The 14478-nt window shown below is 50.9% G+C and carries 17 protein-coding genes; 12 read left to right on the top strand and 5 right to left on the bottom strand.

Annotated elements, in window-relative coordinates:
* Positions 1-190: pentapeptide repeat-containing protein (locus MRY86_RS27200; protein ID WP_366145569.1), on the bottom strand; the 190-nt coding region annotated here is incomplete at its 3' end.
* A 65-nt stretch (positions 191-255) separates the two neighbouring features.
* Between MRY86_RS27200 and MRY86_RS17690 the strand changes: the two genes are divergently transcribed.
* Positions 256-900: a hypothetical protein gene (locus MRY86_RS17690; RefSeq protein WP_366145568.1), complete on the top strand. Its 645-nt coding sequence runs from the start codon at positions 256-258 to the stop codon at positions 898-900.
* Between the two features lie 100 nt (positions 901-1000).
* Here the strand turns inward: MRY86_RS17690 and MRY86_RS17685 are convergent, their stop codons facing one another.
* Positions 1001-1762 (bottom strand): hypothetical protein, encoded by a 762-nt coding sequence (locus MRY86_RS17685; protein ID WP_293571765.1) that lies wholly within the window; start codon positions 1760-1762, stop codon positions 1001-1003.
* A gap of 158 nt (positions 1763-1920) precedes the next feature.
* On the opposite strand from MRY86_RS17685, the gene recO reads away from it, so the two are divergent.
* Complete coding sequence (gene recO, locus MRY86_RS17680) at positions 1921-2646, top strand: DNA repair protein RecO (protein ID WP_293566744.1); 726 nt, start codon at positions 1921-1923, stop codon at positions 2644-2646.
* A gap of 65 nt (positions 2647-2711) precedes the next feature.
* On the opposite strand, the gene MRY86_RS17675 is transcribed toward recO, so the two are convergent.
* Together MRY86_RS17675 and MRY86_RS17670 are read right to left on the bottom strand one after the other, a co-directional pair.
* Positions 2712-3095, bottom strand: coding sequence for a LysM peptidoglycan-binding domain-containing protein (locus tag MRY86_RS17675; RefSeq protein WP_293566745.1), 384 nt, complete (start codon positions 3093-3095; stop codon positions 2712-2714).
* 293 nt (positions 3096-3388) lie between these two features.
* Positions 3389-3982 (bottom strand): class II aldolase/adducin family protein, encoded by a 594-nt coding sequence (locus MRY86_RS17670; RefSeq protein ID WP_293566746.1) that lies wholly within the window; start codon positions 3980-3982, stop codon positions 3389-3391.
* Between the two features lie 183 nt (positions 3983-4165).
* On the opposite strand from MRY86_RS17670, the gene MRY86_RS17665 reads away from it, so the two are divergent.
* The 3 genes from MRY86_RS17665 to MRY86_RS17655 all read left to right on the top strand — a co-directional run bounded on the left by MRY86_RS17665 (position 4166) and on the right by MRY86_RS17655 (position 8340).
* Positions 4166-4846, top strand: a complete 681-nt coding sequence (locus tag MRY86_RS17665) for a TraR/DksA C4-type zinc finger protein (protein WP_293566747.1) — start codon at positions 4166-4168, stop codon at positions 4844-4846.
* A 715-nt stretch (positions 4847-5561) separates the two neighbouring features.
* Complete coding sequence (locus tag MRY86_RS17660; protein ID WP_293566748.1) at positions 5562-6932, top strand: hypothetical protein; 1371 nt, start codon at positions 5562-5564, stop codon at positions 6930-6932.
* A gap of 112 nt (positions 6933-7044) precedes the next feature.
* Entirely contained in the window at positions 7045-8340 is a 1296-nt protein-coding gene (locus MRY86_RS17655; RefSeq protein ID WP_293566749.1) for an aminotransferase class I/II-fold pyridoxal phosphate-dependent enzyme, read from the top strand.
* Between the two features lie 84 nt (positions 8341-8424).
* Here the strand turns inward: MRY86_RS17655 and MRY86_RS17650 are convergent, their stop codons facing one another.
* Positions 8425-8715 carry a hypothetical protein gene (locus MRY86_RS17650; RefSeq protein ID WP_293566750.1) on the bottom strand — a complete coding sequence of 97 codons (291 nt, stop codon included), beginning with the start codon at positions 8713-8715 and terminating at the stop codon, positions 8425-8427.
* Between the two features lie 175 nt (positions 8716-8890).
* On the opposite strand from MRY86_RS17650, the gene MRY86_RS17645 reads away from it, so the two are divergent.
* The 7 genes from MRY86_RS17645 to uvrB all read left to right on the top strand — a co-directional run bounded on the left by MRY86_RS17645 (position 8891) and on the right by uvrB (position 14471).
* Positions 8891-9538: a hypothetical protein gene (locus tag MRY86_RS17645; protein ID WP_293571763.1), complete on the top strand. Its 648-nt coding sequence runs from the start codon at positions 8891-8893 to the stop codon at positions 9536-9538.
* A 33-nt stretch (positions 9539-9571) separates the two neighbouring features.
* Positions 9572-10348: a sulfite exporter TauE/SafE family protein gene (locus MRY86_RS17640; protein ID WP_293566752.1), complete on the top strand. Its 777-nt coding sequence runs from the start codon at positions 9572-9574 to the stop codon at positions 10346-10348.
* A gap of 90 nt (positions 10349-10438) precedes the next feature.
* Positions 10439-11065 (top strand): MarC family protein, encoded by a 627-nt coding sequence (locus MRY86_RS17635; RefSeq protein WP_293566753.1) that lies wholly within the window; start codon positions 10439-10441, stop codon positions 11063-11065.
* 38 nt (positions 11066-11103) lie between these two features.
* Positions 11104-11745 carry an O-methyltransferase gene (locus MRY86_RS17630; protein WP_293566754.1) on the top strand — a complete coding sequence of 214 codons (642 nt, stop codon included), beginning with the start codon at positions 11104-11106 and terminating at the stop codon, positions 11743-11745.
* 71 nt (positions 11746-11816) lie between these two features.
* Positions 11817-12050, top strand: a complete 234-nt coding sequence (locus MRY86_RS17625; protein WP_293566755.1) for a hypothetical protein — start codon at positions 11817-11819, stop codon at positions 12048-12050.
* 11 nt (positions 12051-12061) lie between these two features.
* On the top strand, positions 12062-12433 hold the full coding sequence (locus MRY86_RS17620; protein ID WP_293566756.1) for an addiction module toxin RelE: 372 nt from the start codon (positions 12062-12064) through the stop codon (positions 12431-12433).
* Positions 12434-12446: 13 nt separating this feature from the next.
* Positions 12447-14471: an excinuclease ABC subunit UvrB gene (gene uvrB / locus MRY86_RS17615; protein ID WP_293566757.1), complete on the top strand. Its 2025-nt coding sequence runs from the start codon at positions 12447-12449 to the stop codon at positions 14469-14471.
* The last annotated feature ends 7 nt before the right edge of the window (positions 14472-14478 follow it).

The following is a 14478-nucleotide window of genomic DNA, read 5'->3' as shown; positions in this document are numbered from 1 at the left end:
GCAGTGGGCAGTTTTGCAGTCGGCAGTTCTTCAGTGGGCAGTTTTGCAGTGGGCAGTTTTGCAGTCGGCAGTTTTGCAGTCGGCAGTTTTGGAGTCGGCAGTTTTGCAGTGGGGAGTTTGGGCGTGGGGAGTGGGCAGTGGGGGAGGCTTGATACGGGGCGTATTCAAAGGCACTTGCATACTCTGCCAACGCTTTGTAGAGACTTCACTACTGATAAGTTGCAGAATGTTTATGTGGTTGATGAAAATAACCGAGTGCACAAATACGGGCCGGACGGGCGGGAGCAATTCCATTTTAATAATAACACCCGGGGCACTTTACAATATATTGACCCTACGGATCCTTTCAATCTGCTTTTGTTCTATCCGGAGCTGCAGGTGGTGGCTACCTTAGACCGTACGATGAATGAAACCGCAGTACTAGAGCTCTTCACAGCGGGTATTTTTAATGCGACGGCGATCGGGCTGGCTACGGACAACAATATTTGGGTTTATGATCAGGCAGCGTTCCGTTTGAAAAAGGTGGGCCAAAATGGCGGAGTATTGGTCCAAAGTGACAACCTGAGCGCCCTGCTCGACGCACCGCCTATGGCCACACAACTGCTTGCCAACAACAATATCTTGTACCTCAACTGCCCGGGGCAGGGTATTTATGTCTTCGATAATTTCGGGCAGTTCCACCAGCTCCTCCCCTTCCCGGATGTCCAGTCCCTGCAGCTACAAGATGGGAAATTACTCCTGTACAGTGGCCTCCATGTCCGAGCCTACAATCCGGAAACCCTACAGGAACAGTTATTGAGGGGGGATATCAATTCAGATGTACAGGTCCGGTATCAGGGGAACCGGATATATGAAAAGGGGCCAGACGGTTTGGTAAAAGTGTACTCCAGAACGTTGTAGAAGGCAGGTCAAAAAAGATGGCCACGGCAGGGAAAACCCTCCGTGACCAAGCCGAAATTCTAAAACAGGAAATGTATCTTAAGTAGCGGGGCAAAAGCCCTTATAGCTTATTGAAGTAGAAATCTTTTCTGCCCGTAGCAAAAGCCGGGTCTTCGCAGCGGAGTACATGTTGCAGTACCAGTTCGTCAAGTTGCAGGTACTTGAGTGCCACCACGGTAACGCAGCCTTCGTCAAATTGCAACAGTACATAATGCCCGTCATCGCTCACCAGGTAAGTGCCCGCTTCCTTCACCTGCCGCTTCTGGTTTCCCAGATTGCGTACAAAAGTACCGTCCTCAAAAAAGTTATATTGCAGATAAGCCTGCTTCATGTCCGTGGCGTTCTGTCGGGCTACTTCGAACGGATAAGTTGAATTCCCCCATGCACCGCTAAGCAATTGCTTCTGTTTTGCTCCATTCTGCACTTTGACTTGTTTCAGGGACTGGGAAGAAAAATCTGCAGCGATCAACTGTATTTGATTGCATTCCACATTTACGGCATAGCTACGTTCTGTACCAGATACCTGATGCCTCATTTGCAAAAACGCACAGCCGCCAACACCCGGGATAACCTCCCAGCCATACAAGGCGACTTCAGGAGCCCGGTTAGTGCCTTTGTTCCATTGTGCAACCCCATTTTCATAAAAGACGACGGAAAGCTCTTGCCCGTCCGCGCTTGTACCTAGCCAAACACCATCAGGCAGGTGCTTTGCAAGAACAGGAGCTACAAGACAGGATTCCGGTTTAGGGGGCGAAGGGTCAGCAGATGCCAATACCACGAAGCCAAACCCCAAGTACAAGGTTGTCAGGAATAGGGTTTTCATCATTTTCTTTTAAGTCGGGTGGATCACAACAACGGGTGAGGCTGTTGCTTTTCTATATAGACGAAGGTAAGCCCGTAAGGTTGCACCTGTCCAGTTATATGGATGAGCCCGGATGGTTTTTCGATGAATTGGCGTACCTTGCCTAAAAACCTGAAAGCGTGCTGATCAAGACACGGGGTATTGTATTCAGATCAATAAAGTACAGCGAGTCGAGCGTCATCGTGGATATCTTCACCGAAGAGCGGGGCATGCGTAGTTATTTGGTGCCAGGCGTAAGGCGAAAAAATGCCCGGATCAGCCCAGGGCTGCTACAGGTCATGTCGCTAGTTGATATGGTAGTTTACGAGAAAAGTGAAAAAGGGCTCAACCGGATTCGGGAGATCAAAAGCGCAGTGGTGTATCAGTCCCTTCCCTTTGAGGTCCACAAAAGTGCCGTGGGGCTGTTCATCGCAGAGGTTGCCCGTAAGTCGATCCGGGAGCCCGAGGAGAACCCCCGGTTGTTTGAGTTCCTGTTCCGCACCTTTCAGTTTTTGGATCAGACCGCTTTGCCCATCTCCAACCTGCACCTTCATTTTCTGCTGGAACTGAGCTTTCACCTGGGCTTTGTCCCTGGAGGAGCCTGGTCAGATGAAACACCATACTTTGACCTGCAGGAAGGCCTGTTCGCAAGCAGTAAAGCGGCCAGTCACCAATACCTCGACACTGTCACCAGCCAGGTGCTTTATCAATTGCTGCGGTGTGACTATGCCCAATGCCACGAAGTCAGGATCGGCCGGCAGATGCGTCAGGATTTACTCGAAAAACTGCTGGCCTTCTATCGCTACCATATTGACAACTTTCCGGAGATCAATGCCCATAATATCCTGAAGACGGTTCTTTCCTAAACAGCAACAGGCTACGCACTTCAAAGTGTACGCAGCCTGCTCTGTTTGCAATTTTTTACCACAGTTTAAGCTGGGAAAGGAATGGTCAGCTCCTGATCCGGGTGGATGAGGTTAGGGTCTTTCAGCTGATCCGTATTCGCATTGAAGATCACCATATACTTGGACGCATCGCCGTAGTAGTGCTTCGCGATTTTAGAAAGGCTATCCCCACTTTTCACAGTATGCTTGTGGAAGTAGTCTTCAGTGGCAATTTTGATGTCCGCCTGAATATCAGAAGGATTTTCGCCGCCGATTTCCTTGATTTTATCCCAAAGCAGATTCTTGTGGTACTGTGTGCTTGCGGTACCGCCTACCTTGAGTACGCCATCCAGCTCCTCAACGTAGCCGTCCTGAATATTAAGCTCTTCGCCGAGGTCGAGTACGGGTTGGTATTTCGCCTTTACAGACATAATGCAATTGTTTTATGGATTTAGATAAAAAATTGAGTGTGCTTCATTGTGACGGGAGATGCAAAAGAAGTAACAATATACGCTAAAGATAGCGTTCTTAAGTGACATACCCTGCGTTTGTCCTGAAAACGTATTTTCCTGTCAGATTCCTATTGCTTTATGCAATTATACCGAGGGGGCAGACGTTTATTCAGCACTTATTAAGAAAGCAATTCCACCACAAAAGTGGTGTAACTTTTTATCATGGGATTCTAATTGTATGTCAAGTGCCTCCGTCGTCGCGGGGGCATTTTTTATAAGTAGGACCTCAAAACGGCCATCGCCTCTGCAAGGTCCGCACCAAAAGTAAAAATACCTTCCTCGTGCCCTTCCATCACGAAGATTTTACACGCTTTCAGGTCGGTATCCACCAGTAACTGACGGATACTTTCCACCATTTCCGGAGAGCCGTAGGGTGCAGAGGCGTCAGTGGTAGGCACCTTATGCATCAGGCTTTGCCAGAGGTGGAGGTCGTGAACATGAATTACCCCATTCACATCGGGACACTCCTCATAGATGACGGCGTGGCTCATGGACTCAGAGGAGGCAATAATTGGACCTGTACAGCTCAGGCGATTTTCAGAAGCCCCCACGTAGGTAACCAACGCATAGTGGCGGGTATCCAACCTGGCGAAATTGCCCGTTTTAGAACCTGAAATGTAGAACACCCCCCCATTTTCTGCTCTGCAACTGATATTCCCATAGCCAATGCCATTCTCATAAGCGCCAATAAGCCCCATTTCGTAAAGCTCTTGCCGAAAGGCATTGAGTATTTCGATTTCTGCCTCGGGAAAAGGCGGTGCATGTTGCCAGTCTGCCGAAAATTTGATGTAGCCTTCGTCTGTCATATTATTTTTGACAAAATTACGATACTGGGAAAAGTGCCGCAAACTTTGTATGTTAAGCCTACATTTAGAATTGTACGGGGCTATAATTCGATAATAATGCTTGACTATTTCAAAAGAATACATCAGATTGCACCCGCAAAATAAAGGCAAAACTGTTATCCCTAATCAGCAAACCTTCGAACGATGGCTAATACAGTTGTAAGATACTCCGATGCTGAGCTTGAAGAATTCAAGGAACTTATCGAGTCTAAGCTCGAAAAAGCACAAGTGCAGCTCAGCTCCCTGCAGGAGCAAATACTGGAAATTGCCGAAAACTCCGGCGATGACCACGGTGTGGACTGGATGGACGACAGCAGCACCGGCAGCGATGTCGAAATGCTTAATAACATGGCCATCCGGCAGCGCCGGTACATTCAGGATTTGCAAAATGCACTGATCCGAATCCGCAACAAGGTCTATGGCATTTGCACCGTAACCGGGGAGCTTATCGATAAAAAGCGGTTGCGGGCGGTACCCACCACTACCAAGAGCCTGGCAGCCAAAACGCAGCCTCCTGTGTCTACCCGCCCGGTAAGCACCCCTGATGACGATGAAGACGAAGAGCCAAAGCGCAAGACACCTAAACCTCCAAAAAACAAGGTCATTACCCGCGTGATCCGGAAATCAACAGCCGCCAAACCAGCTAAGCCCGTCGATCTCGACGATGACGACGACTTCGAAGTCGAGGGTGTGTATGATGATGATATAGATGTAGATGATCTTGACAGCGATATGATAAGCCTGGAAGGCATGCAGGACGACGACGATATGGATGTTGATGAGCAGGACCTGCGCCTGCAAGAGGACGACGAAGACGAAGACTAGCCTCATTCTCCCGTCCCCAAATACTTCAAAAAACGGACAGCGCTCTTTGCATTGCCCAAAGTGCCGTATTTAGAGCGCTTCCAGAATTCTTTTACGCACCGTGCACTACAGCCCTGCACGGTGCAACATCTTTCCGCGCTCAACAACCGGATTCAGTCCAAAAATGTCCAGTATTTTTCTTATCTTGTGAACCACTAATGGAGCATAGAGGGATTATGCCCTGTCCTTAGCATTTCAAACACCATTCATGCGAATCTCAATGCTGCACGTCTTTGCAGCCGGTGACCGTTTGTGCTTTTCCAGCGCCTTAAAACCAGTCTGCCACCTGCATGAAGCCGAATGTTAGGGCCTCAAACGGGTTTCGTTTAACATCAATTCCCCGGCGCTCCTTTCGCTACAGCAACAGCCTATAGGATAATTTGCTGAATAGTGCCCAGGCACTTGCCCCAAGCAAGCAAAAAGCATCGGTGAACCTGCATAACAGGTCTCACCCGACTCGCTGCGTATTGTCTGAATTGCAGATGAAGCCAAAGCGTATACCCTTTTCAGAACGCCATAAACGAATTGCATATGATGCATTCCAAAACCAAACTCTTTACCCTGCTTAGCCGCCACTGTACGTGGGGCGGGCAAAAATTCATGTACATCCCTCCTGAGTAACCGGCTCCTCACTATCCTGATTTAACCCTTTGTACAACCTAAAAATTAAGGAGCCATGGAAAAATACATCGCTTATACTTTACGGAACTTCCGGGAAATCCCTCAGCTGCAACAACATCTTTCCGCAGAGGAGCTATTCGATATCGAGGTCGTGGGCAATGTCCTGCCTTTTAAAGCCAATAATTACGTTGTTGAGCAACTGATTGACTGGAACAACTATCAGGAGGACCCCATCTACATCCTGACGTTCCCGCAAAGGGACATGCTACAGCCTCAGCACTACGAAGAAATGGCGAGCGCCATCCGTGCCGGTGCGCGCAAACCTGAACTCAAGCTGATCGCTAACAAAATAAGAATGGAGCTTAACCCGCACCCGGCAGGGCAACGCTCTCAAAACATGCCGCAGATCGACGGGGCTGAGCTCACCGGCGTACAGCATAAATACCGGGAAACCATGCTTTTCTTCCCCAGTCAGGGGCAGACTTGCCATGCCTACTGCACCTTTTGCTTCCGCTGGCCGCAGTTTGTAGGCATGAACGATTTGAAGTTTGCCATGCGGGACACCGAACTGGTCATTAAGTACCTGCGTGCCCATCCGCGCGTGACGGATATTCTGTTCACTGGCGGCGACCCGCTCATCATGAAGACCAAAATCATTAGCGTTTACATTGATGCGCTGATTGAGGCGAAGCTGCCCAACCTCCGTACCATCCGCTTTGGCACCAAGGCGCTAGGCTACTGGCCACAGCGCTTTACGCAAGACAATGATGCGGATGAGTTGCTCCGCGTTTTTGAGAAAGCCAAAAAAGCAGGTCTCCATATTGCCTTCATGGGCCACTTTAATGCGCCTGCGGAACTGCGCACCGATGAAGTTAAGACTGCGATTGACCGCATTCTCAATACCGGCGCTGTGATCCGCACGCAGTCGCCCGTGATGCGCAAAATCAATGACAACTCGGATGCCTGGGCTGAAATGTGGCAGGAACAAGTGGAACTGGGCTGCGTGCCGTATTACTTCTTTGTTGCCCGGGATACCGGGGCACAGGATTACTTCGCGGTGTCACTGGAACGCGCCTGGCGCATTTTCCGGGGAGCATATCAGCGGGTCAGTGGTATTGCACGGACTGTGCGCGGGCCGTCGATGTCAGCCGGGCCGGGCAAGGTACACATCGTAGGCGTTAGCGAGGTGGCAGGTGAAAAAGTCTTTACCCTACAGTTTTTGCAGGGGCGCAACCCAGACTGGGTGGCGCGGCCTTTCTTTGCCAGGTACGACCCAAAAGCTATCTGGCTGGATGATCTCTACCCTGCTTTTGGTAAGGACCGGTTCTTCTTTGAAGAGGAATATCCGATTATCCGCCCGGCAAAACCTAGCAAGCGCTCTAAAAGCATTTCAAATGGCATGGTGCAGGGAGCCGCACTGAACTAAACCTCCCTACATAGCTTAATGATGCCCCTGAAGTGTAGATAGACCTGCGCTTCAGGGGTCTTTTATTCCAATATTTTGATAACTTGAACCCTACAACCAACAACGACACATCGTGGCAAAACGGCAAAATGTCCGCATCGATCTCAACCTGAATATCAGGGGACTGAAGAAATCCGCAACCTTAGCCATTAATGAGAAGTCCCGTGAGCTACAGGAGCAGGGGCGGCAGGTGTATAAGCTAGGCTTTGGACAGTCCCCTTTCCCGGTACCGGAACCGGTGGTGGAAAGCCTCCGGCAGCACGCTCATGAGAAGGACTACCTTCCGGTAAAGGGCCTACCGGCTTTGCGGCAGGCTATTGCCGATTTTTACGAGCGGCAGCAGGGCATAAAGCGGACCGCCGAAGATGTGCTCATCGGGCCAGGCTCGAAAGAACTCCTCTTCATTCTCCAGCTTGCCTACTATGGCGACCTCGTTATTCCCACACCAAGTTGGGTTTCCTATTCTCCACAGGCTATCATTCTGGGGCGGCGGGTCAATTGGGTGAAAACCCATCAGGAAAATGACTGGCGCCTGACGCCGGAGGAGCTGGAAAGCATCTGTGAGGCTGACCCTGAGCGCCCCCGCATTGTCATTCTCAACTACCCCGCTAACCCTACCGGAGCAACCTACACCGCAGACCGGCTAAAGAAAATCGCAGAGGTAGCCCGCAAATACAAGGTAATTCTGTTGTCTGATGAAATCTACGGGGAATTGCACCACTCCGGCCAGCACGTTAGCGTAGCGCGTTATTACCCAGAGGGCACTATCATCAGCAGTGGGCTTTCGAAGTGGTGTGGGGCAGGTGGCTGGCGACTAGGCATGTTTGTATTTCCTGAGGAACTGAGGTGGCTGCTTGACGCTATGGCTATTGTGGCCAGCGAGACTTTTACCTCTACCAGTGCGCCCATACAGTACGCAGCAGTGGAAGCGTTCCGGCCGCATGAGGAAATTGACCAGTACCTTCGGGATGCACAGCGTATCCTAAGGAGTGTAGGCCGGTATTTCCACGGCCGCCTGACCCAGATGCGGGTATTCGCCCCGAAGCCGGCAGGTGGTTTTTACCTCTTCCCCAATTTTGCGTTTTACCAAAACAACCTTAGCAATAAAGGAATCAGCAACAGCGGGCAGCTCTGTGAGCGCCTTTTGGAAGATACCGGCATCGCCCTGCTCCCGAGTTATGACTTCGGCCGCCCTTCTGAGGAACTGACGGCCCGACTGTCGTACGTGGACTTTGATGGCGCGATGGCCCTTCAACTCGCCCGCACTACCTACAAAGACAAAACGCTCGATGAAGGATTCGTCAAATCCTGTTGTCCGGAAATGAATGCCGCCTTCGATCAGCTTCAGCAGTGGCTTCAGCAGAAATAGCCAGTGAGACAAAAAAATCAGGTGCGCAGCTCAATGCCACACACCTGATCGACTAAACCAAACTAATATTTTGAAAGCTCCGGGTCAGTAAGACCTTGGGCGGAACTGATAGATGTTTCTGTTTTCCATTGCTTCATCAGCAATATCTTCAAAGTGAAATTCGAGTTGTTCACGGTCGAAGATGTCGAAGAACTGATCCCATTCCAAGTCAGACTCATCGGGGTACTCTTCCCCCGGAAAACGGAACCGGACCCGGTCCTTAATTTTTTCACCATCGAAGTTGCGCACCTCGACTGGCCGGGCTTCCCGGGCTTCTGCCCATGACAAGATATCTTCGTGTTCGTGAGTTGATATGCGACTTCCGTCCCTTTTCATATTTAAGTTTTTGATTTTCAGTTATTTATTATACAACGGATTTTTAGGCCATATGCTCATTGCAGCTCCCATTTTTCCAAAACCTCCGCCTAAGAATGTTAATTTTTGAGCTTCAGGAAGCGAATTGAGCTCAAAAAGGCTCTACGATAGGAACCGATTATCGAGAAAACAACCTATGATATTCAACCGTGCCGCTTTAATGTTGCTTTTAATGGCTTTCTGGGCATGCAGCAAAGACGCGCCACTGCCTGAGCCGGAACCAGGTTTGCCGCCATCGGTACCTGCCAATCAGTATTTGCAACTTAGCCCGGGCAACGCCTGGGTCTATCAAAGCCGGAACATCAATTTACAGACCGGTAATGCCCTTTTGCTTTCCAAGCTGGACAGTATCTATGTAGCCTCTGACACTTTCATTGACCGGGCGCTCTATCATGTGCAAAGAGGCACCCGTCTGGGCGCGGCTTTCGAGTCTATACTGCGGGTCTCTGGCCCGGAGGCCGTGGACACTTCTGGGCAGCTTTATTTCTCCACGCAGTTCAGCAAGAGCAACTTCAGCGTCCCTCCCAGCCTGCTTCCTGAGAATGCGCAGTCTGCTACGGGCAGCATTGATCAGGGCCCTGTGCTGACCACACCCTACGGTACCTATGCCACCCGGGCCTACGCTATGGAGGTTGCTCTGGATTCGCCTGGCGTAGACATCCCGGAAATGCGCTACGATACGCTTTTCTTTGCACAGGATGTGGGCTTGCTTAAGTATGTACAGCACCATCCGGAGCATCATCTGCGCGTGGAAATGGATTTAATTAGGGCCTACCTCCAATAAGTAGTTTGACGGAAACCGCTACCTTTGGCGGCTATGGATATTTCGTGGCCACACTTGCTTATCGTCTTTTTTGGCAGCGCCCTGGCTGGCAGCATCAATACGCTGGCGGGCAATGGTTCAGCTATTACACTCACCATTCTGACTGAGCTGCTGGGGCTTCCCGGTAATCTTGCCAACGGCACCAACCGAGTCGGCATTTTTACCCAGAGTGCAGCGGGCTCCTATGCCTTTTTCCGGGGTGGGAAGCTCGACCTTTACCGCAGCCGCCTGCCCATCCTGTTTACGATAATCGGAGCCATCGGCGGCGTAGCCATAGCCGTGAATGTCAGCAACGAAGCCTTTCGCAGCGTCTTCCGCTTTCTGATGATCGTCATGTTTATCGTTATTCTTGTGAAGCCCAAGCGCTGGTTGCGGGAATCCGACTTTAGCAAGCAGACTAATCCCTGGATTGCCATTCCGCTCTACCTGGCACTGGGTTTCTACGGCGGCTTTATTCAAATGGGCATGGGGGTTTTCTTCCTTGCCGTGATGGTGCTTTACGCCCGCTACAGCCTGGTGGATGCAAATGCCGTGAAAATCTTCGTAGTGGGTGCCTACACCTTTTTAGTGATCCTGGTTTTTCAATGGCAGGGGCTCATCGACTGGAAAGTGGGGCTGCTCATGGCAGTAGGGCAAACGATTGGAGGCTTCTTTACTGCGCACTACGCGGCGACCTACCCACAAGCTAATGTATGGGCACACCGCCTGCTGGTAGCCGTGGTTTTGCTGGCTATTGTGAAGCTGTTCGACTTGCATTTACTGCTCTTCTAAATCTGAAAATAACTTAACTCACAATTAATCCTGCCGGGGTTTACTTTTTCAAAATTTCGGGCATACCTTTGCGCGCTTTTTTGAAAAACCATGAACACAACATCCGACATGATTAATCCAAAAGACCTCATTTCTGTATCTCTGATCCTGTTTTCTGTTATCGATATCATCGGTTCCATCCCTCTGATTATCGATATGAAGAAGCGGGGCGTGAAGATCGAATCGGCTAAAGCGTCCGTGATAGCCATGGTGCTGATGCTGTTATTCCTGTTAACCGGCCGCCCTTTGCTGAGCCTATTTGGCGTGGACGTGGAGTCCTTTGCCGTAGCGGGCTCCATTATCATCTTTTTGCTGGGCATTGAGATGGTGCTGGGCATTACGCTATTCCGGGACGACCACCTGGAGGAAAAGACCGGGACGATTGTGCCTATTGCCTTCCCCCTCCTGGCGGGTGCCGGCACCATGACTACTATTCTGACCTTAAAAGCCAAGTACGAGCCAATAGATATTGCCCTGGGCATTGTCCTCAACACCCTGATTGTCTTTCTGGTACTGCGCAGCAGTGACTGGATCAGCAAAAAGCTGGGCGAGAGCGGTGCGAATGTGCTCCGCAAAGTTTTTGGCATCATCCTGCTGGCGATTGCCATCAAAATTTTCCGGGAGAACTTCCACCTGATGACCAAGGTGGACCTGGCGGAACTGACGAAGCAGCTTTAACCCTTCAACCTCTTGCCCGGTTAAGCGTTGATTCGAATATGCAACGATTAGACGCTACTATTTTCGACTACTGTGAGCAATGGTCTGCGCCTCCCGACCCGGTTTTGTATGAGCTGGAACGGGAGACACACCTCAGGACCCTCGCCCCTCAGATGCTTTCCGGTGCCCTACAGGGCCAACTGCTCAAGCTTTTCAGCCAGCTGCAGCGCCCAAAGTCTGTACTGGAGATTGGCACCTTCACCGGCTACGCCACGATCTGCCTGGCGCAGGGGCTGGCGAGGGATGGCCGGGTACGTACCATAGAGGCGAATCCGGAGCTGGAATACCTCATCCGGAAGTACCTGAAAATAGCGGGACTGGAAGACAAGGTAGAAGTCCATATTGGGGATGCCATGCAGGTCATCCCCACTCTGCCCGGCACCTTCGACCTGGTGTTCATTGATGCCGGCAAACAGTACTATCAGGCCTATTATGACCTCATCATTGACCGGGTGGAATCCGGCGGGCTGATTATTGCCGATAACGTCCTCTGGAGTGGCAAAGTGGCTACTGGTCTCCGGGAAACCGATGCCGACACGAAGCTGCTCCACGCCTTTAATGTGTCGCTGCAGGAAGACGAGCGGGTGGACAATCTGCTGCTGCCCATACGCGATGGGCTGTTGGTGGCCCGTAAGCGGTAAAGGCGAACGTTTGGTGCGGAAAAGTTGTATATTTATAGTTAGACCTACATCACTTCTCAAAGCTTATCGATATGGTTTCCTCTTTAGAAAATATTGAGCTTGAATACATAACGGATGATTCCGGTGCAACAACTGCCGTTAAAATACAACTCGAAGACTGGCTGAAGTTAAAAGAAGATTTGCTGAAGCTCGAAAAGATGAGCACTGTAAACACTCCTTTGAGAAAGGCCTATGCAGAAGTGGCGCAAATGATCAAGGGGGAAGTGCCTAAAGAAGAGGCTCGGTCTTTTATTGAAGCGCTTTAATCTTTGCCCCGATGGTTGTTGTTTACCTGACCTCCACGTTCAAAAAGACAGCCAAGCGGTTGAGCAAAAAATATAGGTCATTAAAAAAGGATTTACTAGGGCTAATTACCGAGCTGGAGGAGAACCCTATAAAAGGGATCAAAATTGGCGAAAACACTTACAAGATAAGGCTAGCTGTAAAAAGCAAAGGAAAAGGCAAAAGTGGTGGCCTGCGAGTTATCACTTTCCTTTACAGCAGAATAGCAGATACCGAAAGCCAAGAAGTCTACTTACTTGACCTTTTCGACAAATCAGACTTAGATAATTTGCCAAAGTCCTATATCCAAAACCTTGTAGCTCTACTGGAACAGGAGCTTACGGAACAAACGCAGGAAGAAGAATAAATAACAAATTTCTATGCCCTTCAATCTCCAATCCCCCTTCAGCCCCACCGGCGATCAGCCACAGGCCATTGAGCAGCTCATTCAGGGTGTGGAAGGGGGAGAACAGGCGCAGGTACTGCTCGGCGTGACCGGCTCCGGTAAGACCTTTACCATGGCCAATACCATTGCCCGGCTGAACCGCCCGACCCTGATTCTCACCCACAATAAGACCCTGACCGCACAGCTCTACGGCGAATTCAAGGAATTCTTCCCCGATAATGCGGTGGAGTACTTTGTCTCCTACTACGATTACTATCAGCCGGAAGCCTACATTTCCACTACCGATACCTTTATTGAGAAAGACCTTGCCATCAACGAAGAAGTGGATAAGCTGCGGCTCCGGGCGACCTCCTCGCTCCTGTCGGGGCGGCGCGACATTATCATCGTGGCCTCTGTGTCCTGCATCTATGGTATGGGCAACCCGGAAGACTACAAAAGCAGCATTATCCGGATCAAAGTGGGGCAGACAATCTCCCGGAACAACTTCCTGTACAGCCTTGTGAACAGCCTTTACTCCCGTACAGAGACCGAATTCCGGCGAGCTACTTTCCGCGTGAAGGGTGATACGGTAGACATCAACCTCCCTTATGTCGACTTCGGCTACCGGGTAGTTTTCTTCGGGGACGAGATTGAGTCCATTGACCGCATTGAGATTGAAACCGGCAAGCGGATTGAAGGCATGGAAACGGCGGCGATTTTCCCTGCCAACCTGTACATCGCCCCCAAAGACCGCATGAATCAGATCATCCGGGATATTGAGGATGAGCTGCACGAACAGGAGAAATACTTTGAGCGTGAACTCCGCTTCCTCGAATCCAAGCGCATCAAGGAGCGGACCACCTTCGATCTGGAGATGATCCGGGAACTGGGCTATTGCAACGGCGTTGAAAACTACTCTCGCTTCTTCGATGGCCGCCGCCCGGGCACCCGCCCTTTCTGCCTGCTCGATTACTTCCCGGACGACTACCTCATGATTATTGATGAGAGCCACGTGACGGTGCCTCAGGTCCGGGGTATGTACGGAGGCGACCGCGCCCGAAAGCTGAGCCTGGTAGACAATGGCTTCCGCCTGCCCTCGGCCATGGACAACCGCCCGCTGAATTTCTCTGAGTTTGAATCCCTCATCAATCAGGTCGTCTTCGTGAGTGCAACGCCGGGCGACTATGAGCTGGAAAAAACCGGTGGCGAACTGGTGGAGCAAATCATCCGCCCCACCGGCCTGCTCGACCCGCCCATTGAAGTGCGCCCGAGCATGAATCAGATCGATGACCTCATGGAAGAAATTCAAAAGCGTATCGAACGGGAGGAGCGTGTACTGGTCACCACCCTCACCAAACGAATGGCTGAGGAACTGACCAAATACCTGCAGCAGATGAACATCAAGGTCCGCTACATCCACAGTGAGGTGGACACGATGGAGCGGGTGGAAATCCTACGGGACCTCCGCCTGGGTGAATTTGATGTGCTTGTTGGGGTCAACCTTCTGCGGGAAGGGCTCGACTTGCCGGAGGTGTCTCTTGTTGCCATTATCGATGCCGACAAGGAAGGCTTCCTGCGCAACAACCGCTCCCTGACCCAGACCGCCGGCCGGGCTGCCCGAAACGCCAATGGACTAGTCATCTTCTACGCCGACAAGATCACCGATGCCATGCAAAGCACCATCGACGAGACCAACCGCCGGCGCTCCATACAAACAGCGTACAACGAGGAGCACGGCATCACCCCACAGACTGTCCGCAAGAGCCGGGACGAAATTATGGCCAAGAAGTCCATTCTCGACATCCGGGGCAATCAGAAGCGTGCCTATGTGGAGCCTGAAGAACCCAGCCTCGCTGCTGATCCGGTGCTACAATACATGAGCCGCGACAAGGTGGAGAAGATGATCGAAGATACCGAGCGTAAGATGAAAAAGGCAGCCAAGGAACTGGATTTTATTTCAGCTGCGCAGTTCCGGGACGAGCTGTTTGCACTGAAGAAAAAGCTGAAGGAAGTGGCTTAAAAGCACA

The sequence above is a fragment of the Phaeodactylibacter sp. genome (assembly GCF_022763345.1).
GTDB lineage: Bacteria > Bacteroidota > Bacteroidia > Chitinophagales > Saprospiraceae > Phaeodactylibacter.
This window is presented reverse-complemented; position numbering and strand designations above follow the sequence as displayed.

What these genes read in the sequence shown, in the direction of transcription:
- MRY86_RS17660 (WP_293566748.1), top strand. Translation starts at nt 5,562, where the DNA reads ATGGAAAAATACATCGCTTATACTTTACGGAACTTCCGGGAAATCCCT.
- MRY86_RS17630 (WP_293566754.1), top strand. Translation starts at nt 11,104, where the DNA reads ATGCAACGATTAGACGCTACTATTTTCGACTACTGTGAGCAATGGTCT.
- MRY86_RS17635 (WP_293566753.1), top strand. Translation starts at nt 10,439, where the DNA reads ATGAACACAACATCCGACATGATTAATCCAAAAGACCTCATTTCTGTA.
- MRY86_RS17645 (WP_293571763.1), top strand. Translation starts at nt 8,891, where the DNA reads ATGATATTCAACCGTGCCGCTTTAATGTTGCTTTTAATGGCTTTCTGG.
- MRY86_RS17650 (WP_293566750.1), bottom strand. Translation starts at nt 8,715, where the DNA reads ATGAAAAGGGACGGAAGTCGCATATCAACTCACGAACACGAAGATATC.
- MRY86_RS17620 (WP_293566756.1), top strand. Translation starts at nt 12,062, where the DNA reads ATGGTTGTTGTTTACCTGACCTCCACGTTCAAAAAGACAGCCAAGCGG.
- uvrB (WP_293566757.1), top strand. Translation starts at nt 12,447, where the DNA reads ATGCCCTTCAATCTCCAATCCCCCTTCAGCCCCACCGGCGATCAGCCA.
- MRY86_RS17625 (WP_293566755.1), top strand. Translation starts at nt 11,817, where the DNA reads ATGGTTTCCTCTTTAGAAAATATTGAGCTTGAATACATAACGGATGAT.
- MRY86_RS17670 (WP_293566746.1), bottom strand. Translation starts at nt 3,982, where the DNA reads ATGACAGACGAAGGCTACATCAAATTTTCGGCAGACTGGCAACATGCA.
- MRY86_RS17665 (WP_293566747.1), top strand. Translation starts at nt 4,166, where the DNA reads ATGGCTAATACAGTTGTAAGATACTCCGATGCTGAGCTTGAAGAATTC.
- MRY86_RS17685 (WP_293571765.1), bottom strand. Translation starts at nt 1,762, where the DNA reads ATGAAAACCCTATTCCTGACAACCTTGTACTTGGGGTTTGGCTTCGTG.
- MRY86_RS17640 (WP_293566752.1), top strand. Translation starts at nt 9,572, where the DNA reads ATGGATATTTCGTGGCCACACTTGCTTATCGTCTTTTTTGGCAGCGCC.
- MRY86_RS17675 (WP_293566745.1), bottom strand. Translation starts at nt 3,095, where the DNA reads ATGTCTGTAAAGGCGAAATACCAACCCGTACTCGACCTCGGCGAAGAG.